Origin of the sequence: Aeromicrobium piscarium, assembly GCF_007421815.1 — a bacterium.
In the GTDB taxonomy this organism is placed as follows: Bacteria; Actinomycetota; Actinomycetes; order Propionibacteriales; family Nocardioidaceae; genus Aeromicrobium; species Aeromicrobium piscarium.
Map to the genome: position 1 here is coordinate 33169 of NZ_VLNT01000016.1, position 19289 is coordinate 52457.

A 19289-nucleotide genomic window follows, 5' to 3' on the forward strand; every position below is an offset into this window, starting at 1 on the left:
CCCCCTCACTGTAGGACCACGTCGCCCTTCCGGCACGGCCTCAGCCTCACAGCTCGGGCGGAGGGGACACGGGGATGACTTCGCCGGTGGCGAGACCGTCGTCATCGAGGAGATGCCCGAGGTGCTTGTGGATGCGCATGACCACCGAGCGATCGTCGATATGAGCACCGGGGACCGCCCGTTCGAGCGCGGCCTCGAAGCCGTGGATGGACGCCAGGTCGCGCAGCCATACGGCCAGCACGAGGTTGTAGCGTCCGGCAGTCAGCGCGGCGAGCCGCACCTCCGGGACGGTCGTGAGCGCGGCGCGCAAACGCGGGACCGCGCTCGACGGCACCTGGACGAAGTACCAGGTGTAGACCGGCCAGTCCGAGACCCGCCGCGAGATGTCCGTGCGCATCCGTAGCCGGCCGCCCTGGCGCAGCACCGCGATCGTGTCGCTCACGCGCTGCGCCGGGACGTCCCACCGCCGAGCGATCTCGGTGGGGGTGGCGCGCCCGTCGAGGGAGAGCTCGTGGCGCACGACGTCGACGAGGTGCGGTGGCAGCGTCTTCGGAGCGCGCGGGCGCGGCTTGGCCGGGCCGGGGATGGCTGCGGCCTCGGCGGGGGAGAGCTCGCGGAGCCGCCAGGTGCCGCCCTCGATGAAGATGTCGACCACGATGTGGGTGCGCACCGCCCGCACCCCCGTGGTCTGCGTCAGCCGGTCGACGATGAAGCGCGACAACTGGTCGGCCGACCCTGCGTTGACGGTCAGGAGCAGATCACGGCCTCCCGCGGTCCGCTCGATCGTGATGATCGCGTGATCGCGAGCGAGCTCGTCCGCGACGGCGGTCAGTCGGCTCGGCTCGCAGTCCACGTCGATGAGGGCGAAGCCATCGAGACCGCGGGTACCGGACACGCCGGTGATCCGAGAACGAGGCCCGCGAGTCGATCTGCAGCGCATGCACGAGGCGCAGATCGGCGGGATCGAGCGTGGAAACGTGCATCAAACCGAGCATATCGCCGGTTTTCATGCAATGTCACCGGGTGGAAACCTCCTCCCGCGCACCATCGTTCCCGTACGTCATCCCTGTGTGAGGAGTCACATGTCATCGCCGACCGAACCCGCGACCACCGTCACGACCACGTTGAAGGGCCGCGTGGCCGAGGAGCTCGCCGCACGACGCGAGCAGCTCCTGGCGCTCAGCCACGCCATCCACGCCGATCCCGAGCTCTCATGGCAGGAACACCGTGCCGCCGCCCGGGTCGCCGACATCCTGCGGGAGGCCGGGTTCGCCGTCGAGGTCGGTGCCTACGGTGTCGAGACCGCGGTCGAGGCGGTGATCGGCGACGGTGACCTCTCGGTCGTCATCTGCGCCGAGTACGACGCCCTCCCCGGGGTCGGACACGCCTGCGGCCACAATGTCATCGCGAGCGCCGGCGTCGGCGCGGCCCTCGCCCTCGCTCTGGTGGCGGAGGAGGCCGGCCTGCGGGTCACCCTGCTCGGAACGCCCGCCGAGGAGCACGGTGGCGGCAAGGTCTCGCTGCTGCAGGCGGGCGCGTGGGAGCGCGCGGACTTCTCGATGATGGTCCACGGGATGACTGGTCCGGATCGTGGCGCGGCCAGCTTCCGCTCGACCGCCGTCGACCGCTTCGAGGTCGAGTTCACCGGCGTGGCCGCCCACGCCGCCGGAGCGCCGGAGCACGCGGTGAACGCCGGTGCGGCCGCCTCCCTCGCCATCACGGCCATCGCGATGCTGCGCCAGCACATCGTGTCGACATCGAACCTGAATGCCTTCATCTCCTTCGGCGGCGAGGCCACCAATGTCATCGCCGACCGTGCCGTCCTCCAGGTCGAGGTCCGCGCCGCCGAGCTCGACGAGTGGGCCGAGCTGAAGCGACGTGCGCTGGCCTGCTTCGAGGGCGCGGCGATCGCCACCGGCTGCTCCTGGAGCCACCGGCCGACCGAGCATGCCTACGCACCGATGCGACCCGACGAGACGCTCGCCGGGTTGTGGGACGCCAACCTCGAAGCACGCGGACGGACCATCGTCCACGAGGAGGGTATCGGCGGCGGATCCACGGACATGGGCAATGTGTCCTGGGTCGTGCCGACGATCCACCCCGTCATCTCCTTCATCGGGGAGGAGACGGTGCCGCATCATCCTGACTTCGCGGCCTCCGCCGTCACCCCCGCGGCCGATGACGCCGTCATGGACGGCGCGGCGGCCCTCGCCTGGACGACCCTCGACATCGCCCTCGACCCGGTCGTGCGCGAGGACTTCCGCCAGCGCACCGCGCAGCGTCCCGCGGGTGTGACCACCCAGCCGCTTCCCGGTGCTCCCGCCACCCTCACCCATGCCGACATGGAGGCCCTGCGATGAGCGACTCGACCAAGCCACAGCCGGCCACCACGCCGATGTCATCGCGGACTCATCGGCTGGTGCCTGCCGCCCGTCCGCTCGGGGTGCTGATCGCCCTCATCGCCCTGATCTCGGTGGGAGCCCAGCTCATCGGCCCGCTGGTGATCCCCGTCGGAGTCGCCGCGATCACCTTCCTGCCGATGATCTGGGGGCTGTTGACCGGCATCCTGGTCTCGGCCCAGCGGGTCCGTCCGATGCCCGTCTACCTGCAGGACGCCGCCGGCGTCATCATGAGCGTCGCCGTCCTGGTGCTCTGCGCCCGTCTCGCGTTCACCATCGGACCGAACATCCCGCTCGTGCTCGACGCAGGCCCGGCGCTTCTCCTGCAGGAGGTCGGTCACCTCTTCGGCACGATCCTGCTCGCGCTGCCGCTCGCGGTCCTGCTGAAGATGGGACCGGCGACGATCGGCGCCACCTTCTCGATCGATCGCGAAGGCTCCTTCGCGATGGTGAGCGAGCGCTACGGCCCGTCGTCGCCGCAGTATCGCGGGGTGTTGTCGATGTACGTCTTCGGCACCGTGTTCGGTGCGCTGCTGGTCAGCCTCATCGCCTCGCTGGCGTCCTCGCTGGGGATCTTCGACGCCCGGGCGCTCGCCATGGGGGCCGGCGTCGGCTCCGGGTCGATGATGGCCGCCGCGGCCGCGGCGGTGGTGGCACAGCATCCGGACCTGAGCGACCAGGTGCTCGCACTCGCCGCCACCTCGAATCTCATCACCGGCTTCCTCGGCCTCTACGTGGGTGTCTGGATCGCCCTGCCGTTGGCCGAGAAGTTCTACCGCTTGCTGGCCCGTGACCACGGCGATCTGTCCGATGACGAGGGGACGGCCACCACGCCCGAGCCCACGCAGACGGCGATCGTCGCCCCTCCGCGCGTGCACGTTCCGCTGCTGACCACGATGGCGGTGCTGATCGGGATCGGCTTCATCGTCTCCTCGGTGGCGGCAGGCCGGATCTCGCTGTCGATCCTGGTGGGCTATCTGGTCATGGCGGCTCTGGTGGCCGTCGGCATCGGGGTCGCGCGGGTCACCCGCGGCAAGCTGCCCGCCATCATCGTCGTCGTCACCGTCGGGGCCCTGCTCAGCTCGCCGGCCTCGCCCGTCGACACCTGGATGATCGGGCAACTGGAGAGCATCGACTTCCTGTCGGTGTGCACTCTGCTGCTCAGCGTCGCGGGCCTGAGCCTCGGCAAGGAGCTGCCGATGCTGCGCAAGATCGGCTGGAAGATCATCCCGGTGGGCGTCGTCTCGATCACCGCGTCCTTCCTGCTCTCAGCGGTGGTCGCCGAGTTCGCGCTCGGGCTGTGGGGCTGACGGCCACCCAGGTCGAGCACGGGGTCTACGTCTCCGTGCTCGACCTGTTCTCCATCGGCATCGGCCCGTCGAGCTCGCACACGGTGGGGCCCATGCGGGCAGCGGCCCGCTTCCGGCAGGTGCTGGGCGATCGGCCGGTGGACGCTCTCCAGTGCACTCTGCACGGCTCCCTCGGTGCGACGGGCCACGGACACGGCACGCCCGCGGCGGTCGTCGGGGGACTGGCGGGGGCTGCCCCCGAGTCGGTCGACCCCGACACGGTCCTGGAGCGCTGGACACGGCTGCAGGCCGGTGGCGCCGAGACGATCCTCGGCGCGCGACTCACCGCCCGCGACATCGTGTTCGCTCCGCTCGAGCGGCCCTTCGGTCACCCCAACTCGATGACCTTCGAGGCGTGAGCAGGGGAACGGCTGGTCGAGAGCCGGTCGTATCTGTCGGTCGGGGGCGGGTTCATCGAGGAGATCGGCGCGGAGAGCGCGGCTCCGGAGGGACCGGCATCCTCGTACTCGTCCATGACGGAGCTGCTCGGGCTCTGCGCGGAGGCGAGCATCCACGAGATCGCGTGGGCGGACGGGATCGGTCTGCGCGACGCCGAGACGCTGCGATCAGGCATCGCCGAGATCTGGTCGACGATGTGCGGCTGCATCGAGGAGGGCCTGAGTCTGCGCGGAGAGCTGCCGGGTCCGTTGCGGGTCCGTCGTCGTGCCGCGGAGGGATGGGGGACGCTCCCGTCGGAGGCCGTGGAGGAGCGGCTGGCGCTCTACGCGATGGCCGTGAACGAGCAGAACGCGGCGGGCCGCCGGGTGGTGACCGCCCCGACGAACGGCGCGGCGGGAGTGATCCCGGCCGTCATGTACCACGCCCTGGGCGGTGGGGCCGCGCCGCGAAAGCACGTCGAGACCTTCCTGCTCACGGCGACCGCGGTCGGCTCCATCATCAAGGCGCGGGCCTCCGTCTCGGGAGCCGAGGCGGGATGCCAGGCCGAGGTCGGCAGTGCCTGCGCGATGGCCGCGGCGGGGCTGACCGCTGTCCGCGGCGGCACCCCGGCGCAGGTGGAGAACGCCGCCGAGATCGCGATCGAGCATCACCTGGGCCTGACCTGCGATCCCGTCGGTGGGCTCGTGCAGATCCCGTGTATCGAGCGCAATGCGGTGGCGGCGTCGACCGCGCTCACCGCCTCGCGGCTCGCGCTGCTCGGCGACGGATCCCACGTGGTGCCTCTGGACACCGCGCTGGAGACGATGCGCCAGACCGGCGCGGACATGTCGAGCCGGTACAAGGAGACCAGCCTCGGCGGCCTGGCGGTCAACGTCGTCGAATGCTGACGGGTCAGACGTAGAAGCCCTCACGCAGGTTGATGCCGTGCTCGACCCAGGCCTTCAGCGCGGCGAGCATCCCGGTCCAGCCCTGGCAGTTGCCCATCGCCGCGTCGAGTCCCTGTCGAGTGACGGTCCAGGACGACTCGGTGATGGTCACGAGGGTGCGGGTGTCCCCGTCGAGGGGTTCGAGCTCGAACACGACGGTGGTGGTGCCCGCGGTCGAGGTCGCGCCCTCGCTGTCCCAGGCGATGACGATGCGTCGCGGCGGTGTCGACTCGACGACGCGCACCGGGAAGGCTCCGGGGAAGTCGGCGAAGTCCCACGTCACGGTGGCACCGGATTCGAGACGGCCACGCGCTCCGGCCGTCGTGAAGTACTGCGAAAGCTGGGCGGGGTCCGCGATCGCCTCGTAGACCTCTGCGCAGGGACGGGCGACGCGCCCGGACACCGTGAAGGTGATCTCATCGAGTTCAGACATGTTGTAAAATTACAACATGTCTTCGACGAAGGCCAGCGATGCCGAGGACGACCGTGTGTTCAAGGCTCTCGCCTCGGCGACCCGGCGTCGCATGCTCGATGCTCTCCGTGCGTCGTCCTGCACGACGGGGGAGTTGTGCGGGCAGTTCCCCGAGCTGGATCGCACCACCGTGCTGCAGCACCTCCGAGTCCTGGAGAATGCCGAGCTGGTCACCGGGCGCAAGGTGGGCCGCGAGCGGCACCTGGCGCTCGCTCCGTTGCCCATCCGGCGCATCCATGACCGGTGGATCGGCGAGTATGCTCGGGCAGCGGTCGACCTGCTCGACCGACTCGACCAGGAGGGTGCATGAGCGATGTGGAGGGGATCGACCCCGATCTCCCGTCTCCACGGCCCGCGTACCACGCCCCTTCGTCGATCGCTCTGGTGTTCGCCGGCGGCGTGCTGGGGACCGGTGGGCGAGAGGGGTTGAGTCTGGCCATCCCACCCGTGGACGGCGTGCCGCTCACGATCCTGGGTATCAACGTGGCGGGCGCCTTCTGTCTGGGTCTGCTGCTCGAGGGACTGCACCGCCGCGGACCGGACCACGGTGGCCGGCGGCGGTTGCGCTTGCTGGCGGGCACCGGCTTCCTCGGTGGGTTCACGACCTATAGCGCGCTCGCTGCCGACACCGCGATGCTCCTCGGCGACCGCCCGTCCGGCGTGGGCCTGGCCTATGCGCTGGGGACCCTCGTCTTCGGCGCTGCCGCGACGTGGGCGGGGATCGCCGCCGCCTCCGCCCGCACGGGAGGTCGAGCGCGATGACCGCCTTGGTCTTCACGGCCACGGCCCTGGCAGGCGGCCTCGGCGCGGTCTGCCGGCTGTTGCTCGACGGACTGATCCAGGGTCGCGCCTCCGGGCGCTTCCCGTGGGGCACCATCGCGATCAATCTCACCGGATCCTTCGCGCTCGGATGCGTGATGGGATGGGCGGGCGGAGAGCTGGTCCCCGGCGGGATTGCCTTCGTGGTCGGCACCGGCTTCCTTGGCGGCTACACCACCTTCTCGACGGCGAGCCATGAGACCGTGCGGCTAGCCCGGGAGGGGCGCTGGGCGGCGAGCGTCGCGAACGGACTCGGCGTGCTCGTCCTCGCGGTGCTCGCCGCCGGCTGCGGCCTGGCCATCACCAGCTGATCGTGCGGGGATGAGGCGTCACGTCGCCGGCGAGGCCGCTCAACTCGTGTAGTGGGTTCCTGGCCCCGAGTGCGGTTCCTTCACGAGGTCGCGCATGACGTCAGGGGAGATCTCCACGATCGGCCAGACATAGACGCCCTCTGGTGCCTTGAAGTGCAGCGTCACCAGTGCCGGATTGCCATCGTGCTCGGTGTAGAAGTACAAGAAGCGGCAGAGCGTGAACGCCGAGCAAGGCTGATCTCGTGGCCAGGTGGTGAGCGTCACGCCGCCTGCGGGTCGAGTTCGCCGCGGAGCCGGTCGAGGAGCCGGCGGAGCCGTCGGCAGACCTGCATCTGGCTGCACCCGATCGCCGTCGCGATCTCACGTTGACTGAGCTCCTGGCCGAAACGCATCTGCAGCAGGCGGGCGTCTTCCGGTTCCAGGTAGCGCAAGGCGCGGCGGAGCTCGACGCGGTCGACCACGCGGTCGAGGGCGTCGTCCTCCCTCCCGAGCTGTTCGATCGCCTGCTCGCCGTCCGATGTGGTGGGGGAGGTCGGCGCGAAGCAGTGGTGGAGCGAGGCCGCGCGCCGGACCTCGTCGACCGGCTCGCCCAGCCGCTGCGCCAGCAGGGCGGTGGACACCTCGTCGCCGTGCTGGTTCTCGATCTCCTCGCGGAGCGAGTTCAATCGTGTCTGGAGCTCCTGCAGGCGGCGGGGCGGACGGATCGTCCAGCCGGAGTCACGGAAGTAGTGCTTGATCTCGCCGTTGATCGTCGCGGTGGCGAACGGCGCGAAGGCGCCCTGGTCGGCGTCGAAGCGCTGCGCCGCGCGTACGAGGCCGGTCAACGCCACCTGTTCGAGGTCCGCGAGCTCGACTCCGCGCTGACGGTAGCGCCGTGCGAGAGCCAGGGCGAGATGGTGGTGGTCATGGACGAGAGCGTCCACATCGTCACGATGATTCAGGGTGCGCATGGCACTCCTCGGATACGTGATCGGAAGGCCGCGTTCTGACCTGCTTCTCACTGTGCCCCGCCTCGGCGTCCCTCGCAACGTCGAGGATCGCGGATCCCCGGATATGCCCGCGGTACGAGCGAAAGAGAGGAGTAACCAACAGCGCCACCGTTGAGACCGGATTCGACGATGTCACCGACGACCTGACCTCCGCGCAGTGCCACGCGCTGAAGTGGATCACGACTAGGGCAGTACATCCGCGACGCACAGAATGACGCCGCCCGGGAGATCGCCAACTTCTTCCCCGGCTGGGCGGTACGGACACCACCTTCCCGAGCCGACACCGGAATCACGGCCCCTCGGCATCGGACCGAGGGGCCGTGATCTGTGGGGACGAGTCTGCCGGGGCGGGGCCGGTCAACCCACCGGCGTCCCGGCGAGGACGTCACGGTCCCAGCAGCGGTGCCCGCCTAGCAGCTCGATGATCTCGGTCATCACGTCCGTCGGTTCTGGGCCGAGCACGACACCGGCCTCGTTGGGGACGATGCCGAGACCCTCGGCGGCGCGATCGGCACCGGCACCCCAGAAACCCAGCGCCTTCGCGTGGCGGTAGGCCTCGGCGACCATGAGGCGTGCGGACTCCGCCGCCGGACCGCTCAGCTGCTCGTCTCCAGCACCCACCACGATGGCGTCGAACTCGATCGAGCGGGCGGAGGTGAGCGGGCGCTCCGCCGTGACCACAGTGTCGTCGGCGCAGCGGACGTCGCCTGCGTGGTCGGAGAGAACGGCTGCTACGACACCCTCGTCGAACAGCGCGGAGACCACCGCATCGACGCCGGTGGACTGCTCGGTCACGATAACCGCCACCCGGCGGCCGGCCACCGGCCAGCGTCCGCCGACCTGAGAGAGCGCGGGACTGCTCTCGACAGGTCCGGGGTCCGCGCCGAGGTCCGCGGAAGGGACGGGTAGCCCCAGGCGCGCAGCCACCGCCTCGCAGAGCTGGCTGTCGATCCGCGCGAGCTGCTCCAGCTGACGTTCCCGGATCGCCGGCTCGTAGACCTTGCTGAGCTCGAAGGCATACGCGTCGACGGTATGCCGCTGCTCGACCGGCGAGAGGCTGCGCCAGAACATCCGCGGCTGACTGAAGTGATCCGAGAAGGACGCCGGAGTGTCTCGCGTCTTCGAGGATTGGGGGACCGGTGCCGGCACATCGATGAATCCGCTCTCACCGGCCAGGAACGGGCATCCGCCGTCCAGCGAGTTCGGCCGGTAAGGTGCGACCCCCTGATGGACTCCCTGCTGATGGAAGCCGTCGCGTTGCATGTCGTCGACAGGCACGTGCGGGCGGTTGACGGGGATCTGCGCGAAGTTCGGGCCGCCGAGGCGGGTGATCTGGGTATCGAGATAGGAGAACAGCCGGCCCTGGAGTAGGGGATCGTCCGTGGCATCGATGCCACGGACGAAGTGACCCGCGTGGAAGGCGACCTGCTCGGTCTCGGCGAAGTAGTTGCTCGGATTGCGGGTCAGCACCAACTCGCCCAGCGGCTGCACCGGCGCGAGTTCCTCGGGGACGATCTTGGTGGGATCGAGCAGGTCGATGCCCTCGAAGGTCGCGTCGCCGTCCTCGAAGAGCTGCACCCCGAGGGTCCAGCGCGGCAACGCTCCGGACTCGATGGCATCGGCCAGATCGCGGCGATGGAGGTCAGGATCGATCCCGGCTGCCAACTGTGCCTCCTCCCATACGAGGGAGTGGACGCCGCTCTCGGGCTTCCAGTGGAACTTCGCCAGACAGGTCGACCCGTCCTCGGCGACGAGCCGGAAGGTGTGCACGCCGAACCCCTCCATCGTCCGATAGGACCGGGGGATGCCGCGGTCGGACATGTTCCACAGTGTGTGGTGCTGTGCCTCGGTGTGCAGGGACACGAAGTCCCAGAAGGTGTCGTGCGCCGACTGGGCCTGTGGGATCTCTCGGTCCGGGTGTGGCTTGCCCGCATGGATGACATCGGGGAACTTGATGGCGTCCTGGATGAAGAAGACCGGGATGTTGTTGCCCACGAGGTCGAAATTGCCCTCCTGGGTGTAGAACTTCACCGCGAAGCCACGAGTGTCGCGGACCGTGTCGGCCGACCCCCGCGATCCGAGCACGGTGGAGAAGCGGACGAAGACGGGCGTCTCCTGGTCCGCTTGCAGGAACTGGGCGCAGCAGAAGGAGGAGGCCCTGCCGTAGGAGCGGAAGACTCCATGAGCCGCCGCGCCGCGGGCATGCACGACACGCTCGGGGATGCGCTCGTGGTCGAAGTGCATGACCTTCTCGCGCAGGTGGTGGTCCTGCAACAGCGTGGGACCGCGCTCGCCTGCCCGCAGTGAGTGGTCAGTCTCGCGCAGCGGTACCCCCTGGGCCGTGGTGAGGCGATCTCCGGCTTGGGCCCTGGCATCCGGTTGGGTTTCGACCTCACGCCCCGTCGCGGTCCGAGGCCCGGGAGCGCTCTGGTCGGGCTTCGGGTAGGGCTTCTCGTCACCTGGTTCGGTCGGCTGCTCGCGTGGAGGGGGCACGGCCCCGGGAGCGCCGGGCGGCCGCATCGGTTCCTGGCTCATGATCGGTTCCTCTCTCGCGATGGCATCGCTCGTCTGACGTGACGTGGCGATGTGTTGCGAGTGCCCGGTTGGGGGCCGAGGTGAATCAGCCGGCCGCCTCGGGGGCGGACACCGATGAGCCGTCGACCGGTCGTGGATCCCCGGGGCGTTGCGCCGGACCGGACAGGCCGTCGACGCTGCCGTTGGTGACCAGCTCGTCGGCGAGGTCGGCGAGCTTGACATTGCGGTGCTGGGAGATGCGACGGAGGACGGCGAAGGCGGGCTCCGGCCGCAATCCGAATCGCTCCATGGTGATGCCTTGGGCCTGCCCGACCACCGTCCGCGTGGTGAGGGCTCGCATCAGATGCTCGTGCCGCCGGACCAGCGCGAAATGCGCCGCGACGTGCGCGGGCAGCGTGCGCGGCAAGTGGGCGGCGTCCTCCGGCCGGTCCGTCCAGAGCTCCAGGACGCCGACGATGGACGTTCCGTGGTGCAACGGGAAGGCCCGCACCGCGCCGGCGTCACGGACATCCGCCCACGTGGCCGCCGACCATCGCGGCCAGCGGTCGCGGAGATCGATCGCGCTCGCGCTGACGGTCGCCTCACGCTCGAAGGCCTCCATGGAGGGACCCTCGCGGAGCCGGAACTGTTCCTGCCAGGAGGTCGGGTCGAGGCGGCCCGCGACCCGCAGGGGAGTGAGCCGGCCCTTGCGTCCGGCCTGGCTGAGCCCGGCGAGCACCCCGCCGGAGACATCGACACAGAATCGGACACAGTCGTGGGCGAAGCTCGCCAGGTCGTCGTGGTGCGACCAGTGGGCAACAGCGGAGGCGAGCTTCTCGGCGAAGCTGTCGTTCAACGCGCGCCTAACGTCTCGACGCCCGATGGCCACGTTCTGACCGATGCGTCGAGTGAAGGTTACGCGTCTCGTAGAGTGGAAGAGTCGGCAGGCCAGGATGTCGCCGGCGTCGCGGCGGACGGAGGAGGGGCGATGGAGTTCGAGATGCGCGATCTGACCAGCCTCGTCATGGAGCTGGCCGACTTTCCCGGGCTGGACAAGTCGGTGGCACGGATCACCGAGACCGCCCGTTGGCTCTTCGAGGCGGACGACGCCGGCATCACCCTGATCCGCGGCAAGCGTCTGGAGACGGTCGGGCCGACCCAGCTGGTCGCCCTCCGCGCCGATGAGCTGCAATACGAATGGCGCGAGGGCCCCTGCGTCGACGCGGCCACCGAGCAGAAGCTAGTGATCTCAGATGACCCGGCCGGTGACAGCCGCTGGCCGCGATGGGGCCCCGCGATCAGCGAGCTCGGCATCCGCAGCGTGCTCGCTGCCGATCTGACGACCGAGAACCGTCGCTTCGGTGCACTCAACCTCTACGGGCACCGGCACGAGCAGTTCGCCCACCTCGATCACGACGAGCTGCGTCTCTTCGCCCACCATGTCACCGCCTCGCTGGCAGCGGCGAAGGCGATCGAGTCGCTGGAGACCGCGCTCGTCCAGCGCACGGCGATCGGGCGCGCCGAGGGGATCTTGATGGAGCGCTTCTCGATCGACGCGGTGGCGGCGTTCGCCGTCCTGAAGCGGGCATCCCAGCAGTCGAACGTCAAGATCGGCGAGATCGCCCGGCTGCTCGCCGATGAGGGCGATGACTCGTACATCCGCGGCGACGATCGCTGAGCCGACGCCGCGCACGCGCGCGTAACAGCACCCCTCCGGCTCCTTGGTGGGCGGTGATCCTCCGGCACTCGTTCCTGGCTCGTTAGCGTGGCATCACTCAGATTCGCCTCCCGAGACGAAGGAGTCACCGCCATGAACGACACCCATCCGATCCTCGCGCGGCTCTACGCGCTGAAGGACGCCGACGAGGCCCGCGAGGTGTACGACGCCTGGGCCGCCGACTACGACCACGACACCATCGACGACATGGGATACGTCGCACCGGCGCTGGCCGCCGAGGCGCTGGCCGAGCGCATCTCCGACGGCGCCACGGTGCTCGATGCGGGCTGCGGTACCGGCCTGGTCGGAGCCGAGCTCGCCCAGCGCCGCGAGGTGGCCCTCGACGGCATGGACCTCTCCCCGGGAATGCTGGAACGGGCTCGCGCGCGTGAGGTCTACCGCACCCTGGAGATCGCCGACCTGACACGAGAGCTCGCTGTGGTTGACGATGCCTACGATGCGGTGATCTGTGTCGGCACGCTCACCGGCGGTCACGTGGGCCCAGGCGTGCTGGCCGAGTTCGTGCGCATCACCGCTCCGGGCGGGGCGATCGTCGCGACGGTGCACTCCCACGTCTGGGAGGACGGCGGTTACCGGGCGGAGATCGAACGCCTCGCTGGCGAGGGACTGGTGAGCGCCGAGGTGTGGGAGCGGCCGTATCACGTGCGTGAGCAGATGAGCTGTCGGCTGTGCGTGCTGACCCCGCAGTGATATGACATCTCGAATGTCACATTGCTGTTGACAGCAAGTCGGTGGTGGCCGAGGATGGCGATAAGTGCCAGCACCCGGCCGGCGACCAGGGCCGGGGGACGAGGAGACGGCCATGACCACCGACGCCACCGATCGACTGCTGCTCGACCAGATCGACTGGGATGCCCCGGAGATCCCCGATGGCCTCAGCGATGCCGAATACGATGACGTGCTCCACCGGCTCTCCGTCGCCTCCGTCGAACGGCATTTCGACGCCTTCGCCGATATCGACTGGGATCACCCGGACTTCGAGATCCGTCACGACGATCCGCGCTGGCGCCTGCCCGAGGTCGACCCGCTCGGGGGCAGCGACTGGTACCAGGCCCAGCCCCTGGACAAGCAGATCGCGATGGGGCTGTGGCGTCAGTCCAATATCTTCAAGGTCGGCTGGCAGTTCGAGAGCATCCTGATCCGCGGCATCCTGCAGTACAACTTCAGCCTGCCGAATCAGTCGACCGAGTACCGGTACCTCATGCACGAGGCCACCGAGGAATGCCACCACATCCAGATGTTCCAGGAGACCGTCAACCGGATCGGCATCGACGTGTCGGGCATGCCGCGCTGGATCCGGGCGGTCAGCCCCTTCATCCCGTTGGTGGCGCGCCGGATGCCGGTGATCTTCTTCGTCGGCGTCCTCGCCGGTGAAGAGCCGATCGACCACATGCAGAAGGCTGTGCTGCGCAGCCGCCGTGAGGTCCACCCGGTGATGGGTCGCGTCATGGAGATCCACGTGGCCGAGGAGGCCCGCCACATCTCCTTCGCGCACGAGTTCGTCAAGCGCCACGCCCCGCGGCTGAGCCGGGTCCAGCGGTTCCTGGTGTCGTTGATGTACCCGGTCATCATGCGGATCCTGGGCGATGCCATCCTGCTGCCGCCGAAGGAGTTCGAGCGCCGATTCGACATCCCCGAGGGGCTCATCAAGGAGCTCTACTGGGATTCGGCCGCGTCGGAGCGGTTCCTCGGCGACACCTTCGCCGATGTGCGCATGCTGGCCGAGGAGACGGGACTGATGAACCCCGTCAGCCGTCGCCTCTGGAAGCGCCTGCGGATGCTGGGACGCCGCCCCTCGCGCTTCCGGAGCGAGCCTCCGACGGCCTTCGCCGCCTGAGCCCCGCAAGATGCCCCACGTCGTCACCCGGTCCTGCTGCGGCGACGCCTCGTGCGTCTACGCCTGCCCGGTCAACTGCATCCACCCGACACCGGACGAGCCCGGCTTCGCGACCGCCGAGATGCTCTACATCGACCCGGCCTCGTGCGTCGACTGCGGTGCCTGTGTGAGCGCCTGCCCGGTGGGAGCGATCAAGCACCACACCAAGCTCACCGATGCCGAGTTGCCCTTCCTGGAGATCAACCGGCTGTTCCACGCCGACCCCGCGCCGCGTCCAACGCAGGCACCCACGCCCGTGCACGAGCCGTTGCGCACCGGCGGAGCCACCCTGCGCGTCGCGGTCGTCGGCGCGGGGCCGGCGGGACTCTACGCGGCTGATGAGCTGCTGAAGCACGATGCCGTCGAGGTCACGGTCATCGATCGCCTGCCGACCCCGCATGGGCTCGTCCGCGCGGGCGTCGCGCCCGATCACCCCGATACCAAGGCGGTGGCCAAGCTCTTCGCGAAGATCGAGGAGCAGCCCGGCTTCTCCTATGCCCTCGGCGTCGAGGTCGGCACGGATGTCACGCACGAGGCCCTGCTGCGTCACTGCGATGCGATCGTGTATGCCACGGGAGCTTCCGCTGACGCCCGACTCGGCATCCCTGGCGAGGAGCTCCCCGGCAGCCATCCGGCGACGAGCTTCGTCGGGTGGATCAACGGCCATCCCGAGCACGCCGGGGCGGAGGTCTCGCTGCCCGATCGGGTCGTGATCGTCGGCAACGGCAATGTCGCCCTGGACATCGCCCGTCTGCTGGCGACCGACCCGGGCCGGCTCGCCCCCACCGACATCTCCGATCGCGCCCTGTCGGCGCTGCGCGCGTCGCGGGTGCGCGAGATCGACATCGTCGCGCGGCGCGGCGTGGCGCAGGCGGCGTGCACCTTGCCCGAGCTGACCAGTCTGGCGCAGCGCGAGGACCTCGTCGTGGCGGTCGAGGGCGATCTGCATCTCGACGACGAGACCGAGAGGGCCCGCCGTGGCGGCCTGCTCGATCCGCTCGTGGAGCACAAGATCGCCGCCTTCGAACGTCTGGCCGCTCGTCCAGACCCTGGTGACGATCGTCCGCGTATCGTGTTCCGGTTCGGGCTCACTCCGCTGGAACTGCAGGGGGTCGGGCAGGTCGAGCGGATCGTGCTGTCGGAGAACTCGGTTCGTCACATCGACGGCCGGGTCACCGCCGAGCCGACCGGCGAGCAGCTCTCGATCGAGACCTCACTGGTGCTCAGATCGGTCGGCTATCGCGGGGTGCGGCTGGCGGACCTGCCTTTCGATCCGGTGAGCGGCACGGTGCCGCACGAGGCCGGCCGGGTACGACACGACGACGCGGTGGCTCGGCGGACCTATGTCACCGGCTGGATCAAGCGCGGACCTTCGGGCTATATCGGCACCAACAAGACCGACGCGCAGGAGACGGTCGCGAGTCTCGTCGCGGATGTCAACGCCGGGCGTGTGCAGGTCGGCGGGTCGTCGCGTGAGCGCCTGACGGCCTTCCTCACCCGGACGATCCCCGGCGTGGTGGACCTGCGCACCTGGCGCGCGATCGAGCGATTCGAGCGCGCCCGAGGCGCCGCGGTCCAACGCTCGCGCCGCAAGATCGCCGAACCGGAGCTGATCGCCGCCGTGGCGGAGCGGGTGGGCCGTGTGGCAGAGATGAGATCGCGTCGGCCGGTGCGATGACGGTAGGGTGACGCCCACGCTAGAGAACGGCCGGGGGCCATGTCCGATCAGACCTGGGAGATCGCCGCACTGGGCATCTACTTCGCTCTGATGCTCGCCATCGGTTTCTACGCCTACCGGCGGACCACCGATCACGAGGATTACATGCTGGCCGGGCGCAACCTGCCGCCTTGGGCGGCAGCGCTTAGCGCCGGCGCCTCAGACATGTCCGGATGGCTCATGATGGGCCTTCCCGGGGCGATCTACGTCGCCGGGCTCATCGAGGCGTGGATCGCCATCGGTCTCACCATCGGCGCGTATCTCAACTGGCTGATCGTCGCGCCGCGACTACGGGCCTACACCGAGGTCTCGCGAAACTCGATCACCATCCCGAGCTTCCTGCAGAACCGGCTGCGTGACACCACGCGACTCTTGCGCATCGCCGCCGGGCTGGTGATTCTGGTGTTCTTCACCTTCTATGTGTCGTCGGGCATGGTCGCCGGAGGGGTGTTCTTCGAGAGCTCGTTCGGTTCGACCTACCTGCTCGGCATGCTCCTCGTTGCGGGGGTCACCCTGATCTACACCCTGTTCGGCGGATTCCTGGGCGCCTCGCTCACCGACGTGGTCCAGGGGTTGATGATGATGGTGGCCCTGCTCATCGTCCCCGTCATGGCGATCATCGCGGTCGGCGGACCGGCCGAGGCATGGTCGATGGTGCGCGAGTTGGAGCCCGACCACCTGTCCTTCGTCGGGGGCGGCGCCTTGACGGGAGCGGCGGTCGTGAGCATCATCTCCGCCCTCGGCTGGGGCCTCGGGTACTTCGGCCAGCCGCACATCATCGTGCGCTTCATGGCGCTGCCGGATCCCTCCGGCGCGCGGAGCGCCCGCCGGATCGGCATCACCTGGATGATCCTGTCCCTCCTCGGGGCGGTCACCGGCGGCCTGGTGGGTGTCGCCTACTTCGCGCAGTCCGATGTCGATCTCGGCGATCCCGAGACGGTCATGCTGACCATGTCGCAGATCCTGTTGCACCCGATTGTCGCCGGATTCGTTCTGGCCGCGGTCCTGGCGGCCGTGATGAGCACCGTCTCGAGCCAGCTGCTGGTGTGCTCCTCCGCCCTCGTCGAGGACCTCTACAAGGTGGTGGCCAAGCGGCCGCCGGAGCCGGGCATCCTCGTGCTGCTCGGCCGCGGCGGGGTCCTCGTCGTCGCGGTGCTGGCCGCGCTGCTCGCCCTCGATCCGAATGGCACCATCCTCGAGCTGGTCTCCTTCGCATGGGCCGGTTTCGGTGCCTCCTTCGGTCCGATCATCCTGCTGAGCCTCTTCTGGCGACGGCTCACCAACTGGGGAGCTCTCGCCGGTCTCGTCGTCGGAGCGGTGACGGTGTTCTCGTGGAACGCCTGGGGCACCGAGCTCTACGAGATCATCCCCGGTTTCATCGCCAATGTCGTGGTCGCGGTGATCGTGAGCCTGGCCACCTACCGCCGCGATGAAGAAATCGAGGAGGAGTTCGATCGCGCGACCGGTCTCGCCAAGGTGCGCGCCGTCGCCGCCTGAGCGACCTCAGCGGCCCCGGAACCAGTCGAGGTCCCGGCGCTCTTTCTTGGCGGGGCGACCTGTGCCCGGGTCTCGGCGCGGCATCGCGAGTCGCCACTCCCGTGGCTCGGGGGCAGGGGAGTGATCCGCGTAGCACTCGCGGGCGATCGCGGCCGCGACGCGCTTGTCGAGCAGCCGCTCCACGACCACCACGCGCTCACCGGAGGGAGCGGTCGCCTCGATCCGGTCGCCGACCGCGATCCGCTGTGCCGGCTTGGCCCGCTTGCCGTTGACCTGCACCTTGCCGCCCTTGCACGCAGTAGAGGCTGCCGAACGACTCGGGAACAGGCGCACCGCCCAGACCCAGACATCGGCTCGTACGCTGCTCGGCTCCATGACCCGAGAATAGGCGGTCGGAAGAGGGGTGACGACCGCGCGTGGGCCGGCTCCCGACGGATCGGGCACAGTGGTGCCATGCCCGAATCCGAAGACATCGCCATCACCTCGGACGTCATCCGGCTGGGACAGCTGCTGAAATTCGCCGGACTGGCCGAATCCGGGGCCCACGCTGCGGCGATCATCGCCGACGGCGAGGTACGGGTGAACGACGAGACGGAGACGCGCCGGGGCCGGCAACTGCGTCCCGGCGATGTCGTAAGCATCGCGACACCCGCCGGCGCCCTCGAACTACGGGTGACGGCCGACGGACCGGTGTGACGACCCGGCCCCCAGCGGTACGTGGTCAACCCCATCGTCGAGCGATGGGGTTGACCACGTACCTCCACCACTGCGGAAGGGTTGACGAGGTACCGCTCCTCAGGTGAGGCGCTGTCGCCAGGACTCGGCGTCGGGGACGACGAAGGCCGCCGCATCGCCCATGCCCTGCGCGTCCCAGGTCACGACGAGCAGCGGTCGTGAGGCGGCCCGGCCCATGAAGCTGGTGTCCACCTGCGCGGAGGTGATCTCTTCGCGTGGCACGCGCACCTCGCGTTGAGGAGCGACCTGCACGAAGATCAGTGTCTCGTCGCCGAGGCCGAGGGTGCCCGGCCCCGGCCGCTGGGACCGTCGATCCGAGGCCACCCCGAAGAGCGTGGCCGCCGTGGATTCGCTCACGCCGGCGGCGACGAGCGCTCGCCGATGCCCGCGGCGCATCCGGGCGACACGCAGCGCACCGACGATCATCAGCGTCACGACCACCAGGCCGAGGGCAGCGAGCACGTACAGCACGACATCGAGCATGCGGTCATCTTGCCGCATCGGCGATGCGGGCACGTACGATGCCGGGGTGCCTCCTCGTTGCCCGCTGCCGTCACGACACGGTCTGGACGCCGCCTGGCTGCGCACGCCCGATCGTGATCGCACCGCACCGGCACCCTGGCCCACGATGGGGGACTGGCTGAGGGAGCGGCTGCCGGGCCGGCTGGACATCGAGGGCATGCTCGCGGATCGGCGTTTCGTCTACGACAGCGGCCGACCGGTCGGCGATGACGACCCCTATCTGCCGCACACCTTCGTGTGGTTCCATCGGGACCTCCGCGACGAGGTGCCGGTGCCGGGTGCCCTGCCGATCCTGTATCACGACGATCGGATCGTCGTCGTGGACAAGCCGCCGTTCCTGGCGACCATTCCCCGTGGGCGGCACATACGCGAGAGCGTCGTGGTCAAGCTGCGGGCGCAGCTGGGGCTGCCAGAGCTGACACCTGCCCACCGGCTCGACCGGATCACCTCGGGCATCCTCGTGCTGGTCGCCGAGCGACGGTGGCGCGGCGCCTATCAGACCCTGTTCCAGCAGCGCCGCGTCGAGAAGGTCTACCGAGCGCTCGCGCCCGTGGACGAGAGCCTCGTGACCCCTCGAACCGTGCACAATCACATCCAGAAGACGCGCGGCGACTGGCGTGCGTACGTGGTGGACGGGGCGCCGGTGAACGCCGAGACCGAGCTGATGCTGGAATCGCGGGTCGATGGGCACGGCGTCTACCGGCTCCTCCCGCGGACGGGGCGCACCCACCAGCTGCGGCTGCACCTCGCCGGTCTCGGGCTGCCGATCGTCGACGACCCGCTCTATCCGAGCATCACCCGCACCGACCCGGACGACTTCTCCCGGCCCCTGCAACTGCTGGCCAGCGAGCTGTCCTTCGACGACCCGGTGGACGGCTCGCCCCGCCACTATGCGAGCGCTCGTCGGCTCCCGCTGCGGTCCGAACAGTAGAGCTTCGACGACGGATCTGAAAAAGTTGTCACGACGATGTCGATCCGGTGTCACGTCGTTCGACGTCTGAGTAGAGGACGCTGACAGGCGGCGTC

Annotated in this window: 22 protein-coding genes; 14 read left to right on the forward strand and 8 right to left on the reverse strand. The window is 69.3% G+C overall.

Annotated elements, in window-relative coordinates; translation table 11 throughout:
- Positions 1-46: 46 nt before the first annotated feature.
- Positions 47-895, reverse strand: coding sequence for an Lrp/AsnC family transcriptional regulator (locus FNM00_RS15230; protein WP_185973178.1), 849 nt, complete (start codon positions 893-895; stop codon positions 47-49).
- Positions 896-1082: 187 nt separating this feature from the next.
- Between FNM00_RS15230 and FNM00_RS15235 the strand changes: the two genes are divergently transcribed.
- The 4 genes from FNM00_RS15235 to FNM00_RS15245 all read left to right on the forward strand — a co-directional run bounded on the left by FNM00_RS15235 (position 1083) and on the right by FNM00_RS15245 (position 5034).
- Complete coding sequence (locus FNM00_RS15235) at positions 1083-2360, forward strand: amidohydrolase (protein ID WP_143914408.1); 1278 nt, start codon at positions 1083-1085, stop codon at positions 2358-2360.
- Positions 2357-3709 carry a DUF3100 domain-containing protein gene (locus FNM00_RS15240; protein ID WP_143914409.1) on the forward strand — a complete coding sequence of 451 codons (1353 nt, stop codon included), beginning with the start codon at positions 2357-2359 and terminating at the stop codon, positions 3707-3709. The genes FNM00_RS15235 and FNM00_RS15240 overlap by 4 nt, the downstream gene beginning before the upstream one ends.
- Positions 3700-4107, forward strand: a complete 408-nt coding sequence (locus FNM00_RS19565; protein WP_425456812.1) for a serine dehydratase beta chain — start codon at positions 3700-3702, stop codon at positions 4105-4107. Before FNM00_RS15240 ends, FNM00_RS19565 begins: the two co-directional genes overlap by 10 nt.
- Positions 4108-4170: 63 nt before the next feature.
- A complete protein-coding gene (locus FNM00_RS15245; protein WP_425456813.1) occupies positions 4171-5034 on the forward strand; it encodes an L-serine ammonia-lyase in 864 nt (287 codons plus the stop codon).
- Positions 5035-5038: 4 nt separating this feature from the next.
- Here the strand turns inward: FNM00_RS15245 and FNM00_RS15250 are convergent, their stop codons facing one another.
- Positions 5039-5506, reverse strand: a complete 468-nt coding sequence (locus tag FNM00_RS15250) for an SRPBCC domain-containing protein (RefSeq protein ID WP_143914410.1) — start codon at positions 5504-5506, stop codon at positions 5039-5041.
- A gap of 16 nt (positions 5507-5522) precedes the next feature.
- On the opposite strand from FNM00_RS15250, the gene FNM00_RS15255 reads away from it, so the two are divergent.
- The 3 genes from FNM00_RS15255 to FNM00_RS15265 are packed head-to-tail and all read left to right on the forward strand — an operon-like array spanning position 5523 to position 6675.
- Positions 5523-5855, forward strand: a complete 333-nt coding sequence (locus tag FNM00_RS15255; protein ID WP_143914411.1) for an ArsR/SmtB family transcription factor — start codon at positions 5523-5525, stop codon at positions 5853-5855.
- Positions 5852-6307, forward strand: coding sequence for a fluoride efflux transporter FluC (locus FNM00_RS15260; protein ID WP_143914412.1), 456 nt, complete (start codon positions 5852-5854; stop codon positions 6305-6307). The genes FNM00_RS15255 and FNM00_RS15260 overlap by 4 nt, the downstream gene beginning before the upstream one ends.
- Positions 6304-6675 carry a fluoride efflux transporter FluC gene (locus FNM00_RS15265; protein ID WP_143914413.1) on the forward strand — a complete coding sequence of 124 codons (372 nt, stop codon included), beginning with the start codon at positions 6304-6306 and terminating at the stop codon, positions 6673-6675. The genes FNM00_RS15260 and FNM00_RS15265 overlap by 4 nt, the downstream gene beginning before the upstream one ends.
- Positions 6676-6714: 39 nt before the next feature.
- Here FNM00_RS15265 and FNM00_RS15270 read toward each other — a convergent pair whose 3' ends face one another.
- The 4 genes from FNM00_RS15270 to FNM00_RS15285 all read right to left on the reverse strand — a co-directional run bounded on the left by FNM00_RS15270 (position 6715) and on the right by FNM00_RS15285 (position 11034).
- A complete protein-coding gene (locus FNM00_RS15270) occupies positions 6715-6939 on the reverse strand; it encodes a hypothetical protein (RefSeq protein WP_143914414.1) in 225 nt (74 codons plus the stop codon).
- Positions 6936-7625, reverse strand: coding sequence for a sigma-70 family RNA polymerase sigma factor (locus FNM00_RS15275; RefSeq protein ID WP_143914415.1), 690 nt, complete (start codon positions 7623-7625; stop codon positions 6936-6938). Before FNM00_RS15275 ends, FNM00_RS15270 begins: the two co-directional genes overlap by 4 nt.
- Positions 7626-8021: 396 nt before the next feature.
- Complete coding sequence (locus FNM00_RS15280) at positions 8022-10199, reverse strand: catalase (RefSeq protein ID WP_143914416.1); 2178 nt, start codon at positions 10197-10199, stop codon at positions 8022-8024.
- A gap of 85 nt (positions 10200-10284) precedes the next feature.
- Entirely contained in the window at positions 10285-11034 is a 750-nt protein-coding gene (locus FNM00_RS15285; protein WP_221933768.1) for an ANTAR domain-containing protein, read from the reverse strand.
- 132 nt (positions 11035-11166) lie between these two features.
- On the opposite strand from FNM00_RS15285, the gene FNM00_RS18885 reads away from it, so the two are divergent.
- The 5 genes from FNM00_RS18885 to putP all read left to right on the forward strand — a co-directional run bounded on the left by FNM00_RS18885 (position 11167) and on the right by putP (position 17006).
- Entirely contained in the window at positions 11167-11856 is a 690-nt protein-coding gene (locus tag FNM00_RS18885) for a GAF and ANTAR domain-containing protein (RefSeq protein ID WP_185973179.1), read from the forward strand.
- Between the two features lie 132 nt (positions 11857-11988).
- Positions 11989-12606, forward strand: a complete 618-nt coding sequence (locus tag FNM00_RS15295; protein WP_143914419.1) for a class I SAM-dependent DNA methyltransferase — start codon at positions 11989-11991, stop codon at positions 12604-12606.
- 112 nt (positions 12607-12718) lie between these two features.
- Positions 12719-13753, forward strand: coding sequence for an AurF N-oxygenase family protein (locus tag FNM00_RS15300; protein ID WP_143914420.1), 1035 nt, complete (start codon positions 12719-12721; stop codon positions 13751-13753).
- Between the two features lie 10 nt (positions 13754-13763).
- A complete protein-coding gene (locus FNM00_RS15305) occupies positions 13764-15470 on the forward strand; it encodes an FAD-dependent oxidoreductase (RefSeq protein ID WP_143914421.1) in 1707 nt (568 codons plus the stop codon).
- Between the two features lie 39 nt (positions 15471-15509).
- Positions 15510-17006: a sodium/proline symporter PutP gene (gene putP / locus FNM00_RS15310; protein WP_143914422.1), complete on the forward strand. Its 1497-nt coding sequence runs from the start codon at positions 15510-15512 to the stop codon at positions 17004-17006.
- A gap of 6 nt (positions 17007-17012) precedes the next feature.
- Here the strand turns inward: putP and FNM00_RS15315 are convergent, their stop codons facing one another.
- Positions 17013-17381, reverse strand: coding sequence for an RNA-binding S4 domain-containing protein (locus FNM00_RS15315; RefSeq protein WP_143914423.1), 369 nt, complete (start codon positions 17379-17381; stop codon positions 17013-17015).
- A gap of 78 nt (positions 17382-17459) precedes the next feature.
- Here FNM00_RS15315 and FNM00_RS15320 point away from each other — a divergent pair, with 78 nt between their 5' ends.
- Positions 17460-17702, forward strand: a complete 243-nt coding sequence (locus FNM00_RS15320; protein WP_143914424.1) for an RNA-binding S4 domain-containing protein — start codon at positions 17460-17462, stop codon at positions 17700-17702.
- Between the two features lie 99 nt (positions 17703-17801).
- On the opposite strand, the gene FNM00_RS15325 is transcribed toward FNM00_RS15320, so the two are convergent.
- On the reverse strand, positions 17802-18224 hold the full coding sequence (locus tag FNM00_RS15325) for a hypothetical protein (RefSeq protein WP_143914425.1): 423 nt from the start codon (positions 18222-18224) through the stop codon (positions 17802-17804).
- A 145-nt stretch (positions 18225-18369) separates the two neighbouring features.
- On the opposite strand from FNM00_RS15325, the gene FNM00_RS15330 reads away from it, so the two are divergent.
- Positions 18370-19194: a pseudouridine synthase gene (locus FNM00_RS15330; protein ID WP_221933770.1), complete on the forward strand. Its 825-nt coding sequence runs from the start codon at positions 18370-18372 to the stop codon at positions 19192-19194.
- The last annotated feature ends 95 nt before the right edge of the window (positions 19195-19289 follow it).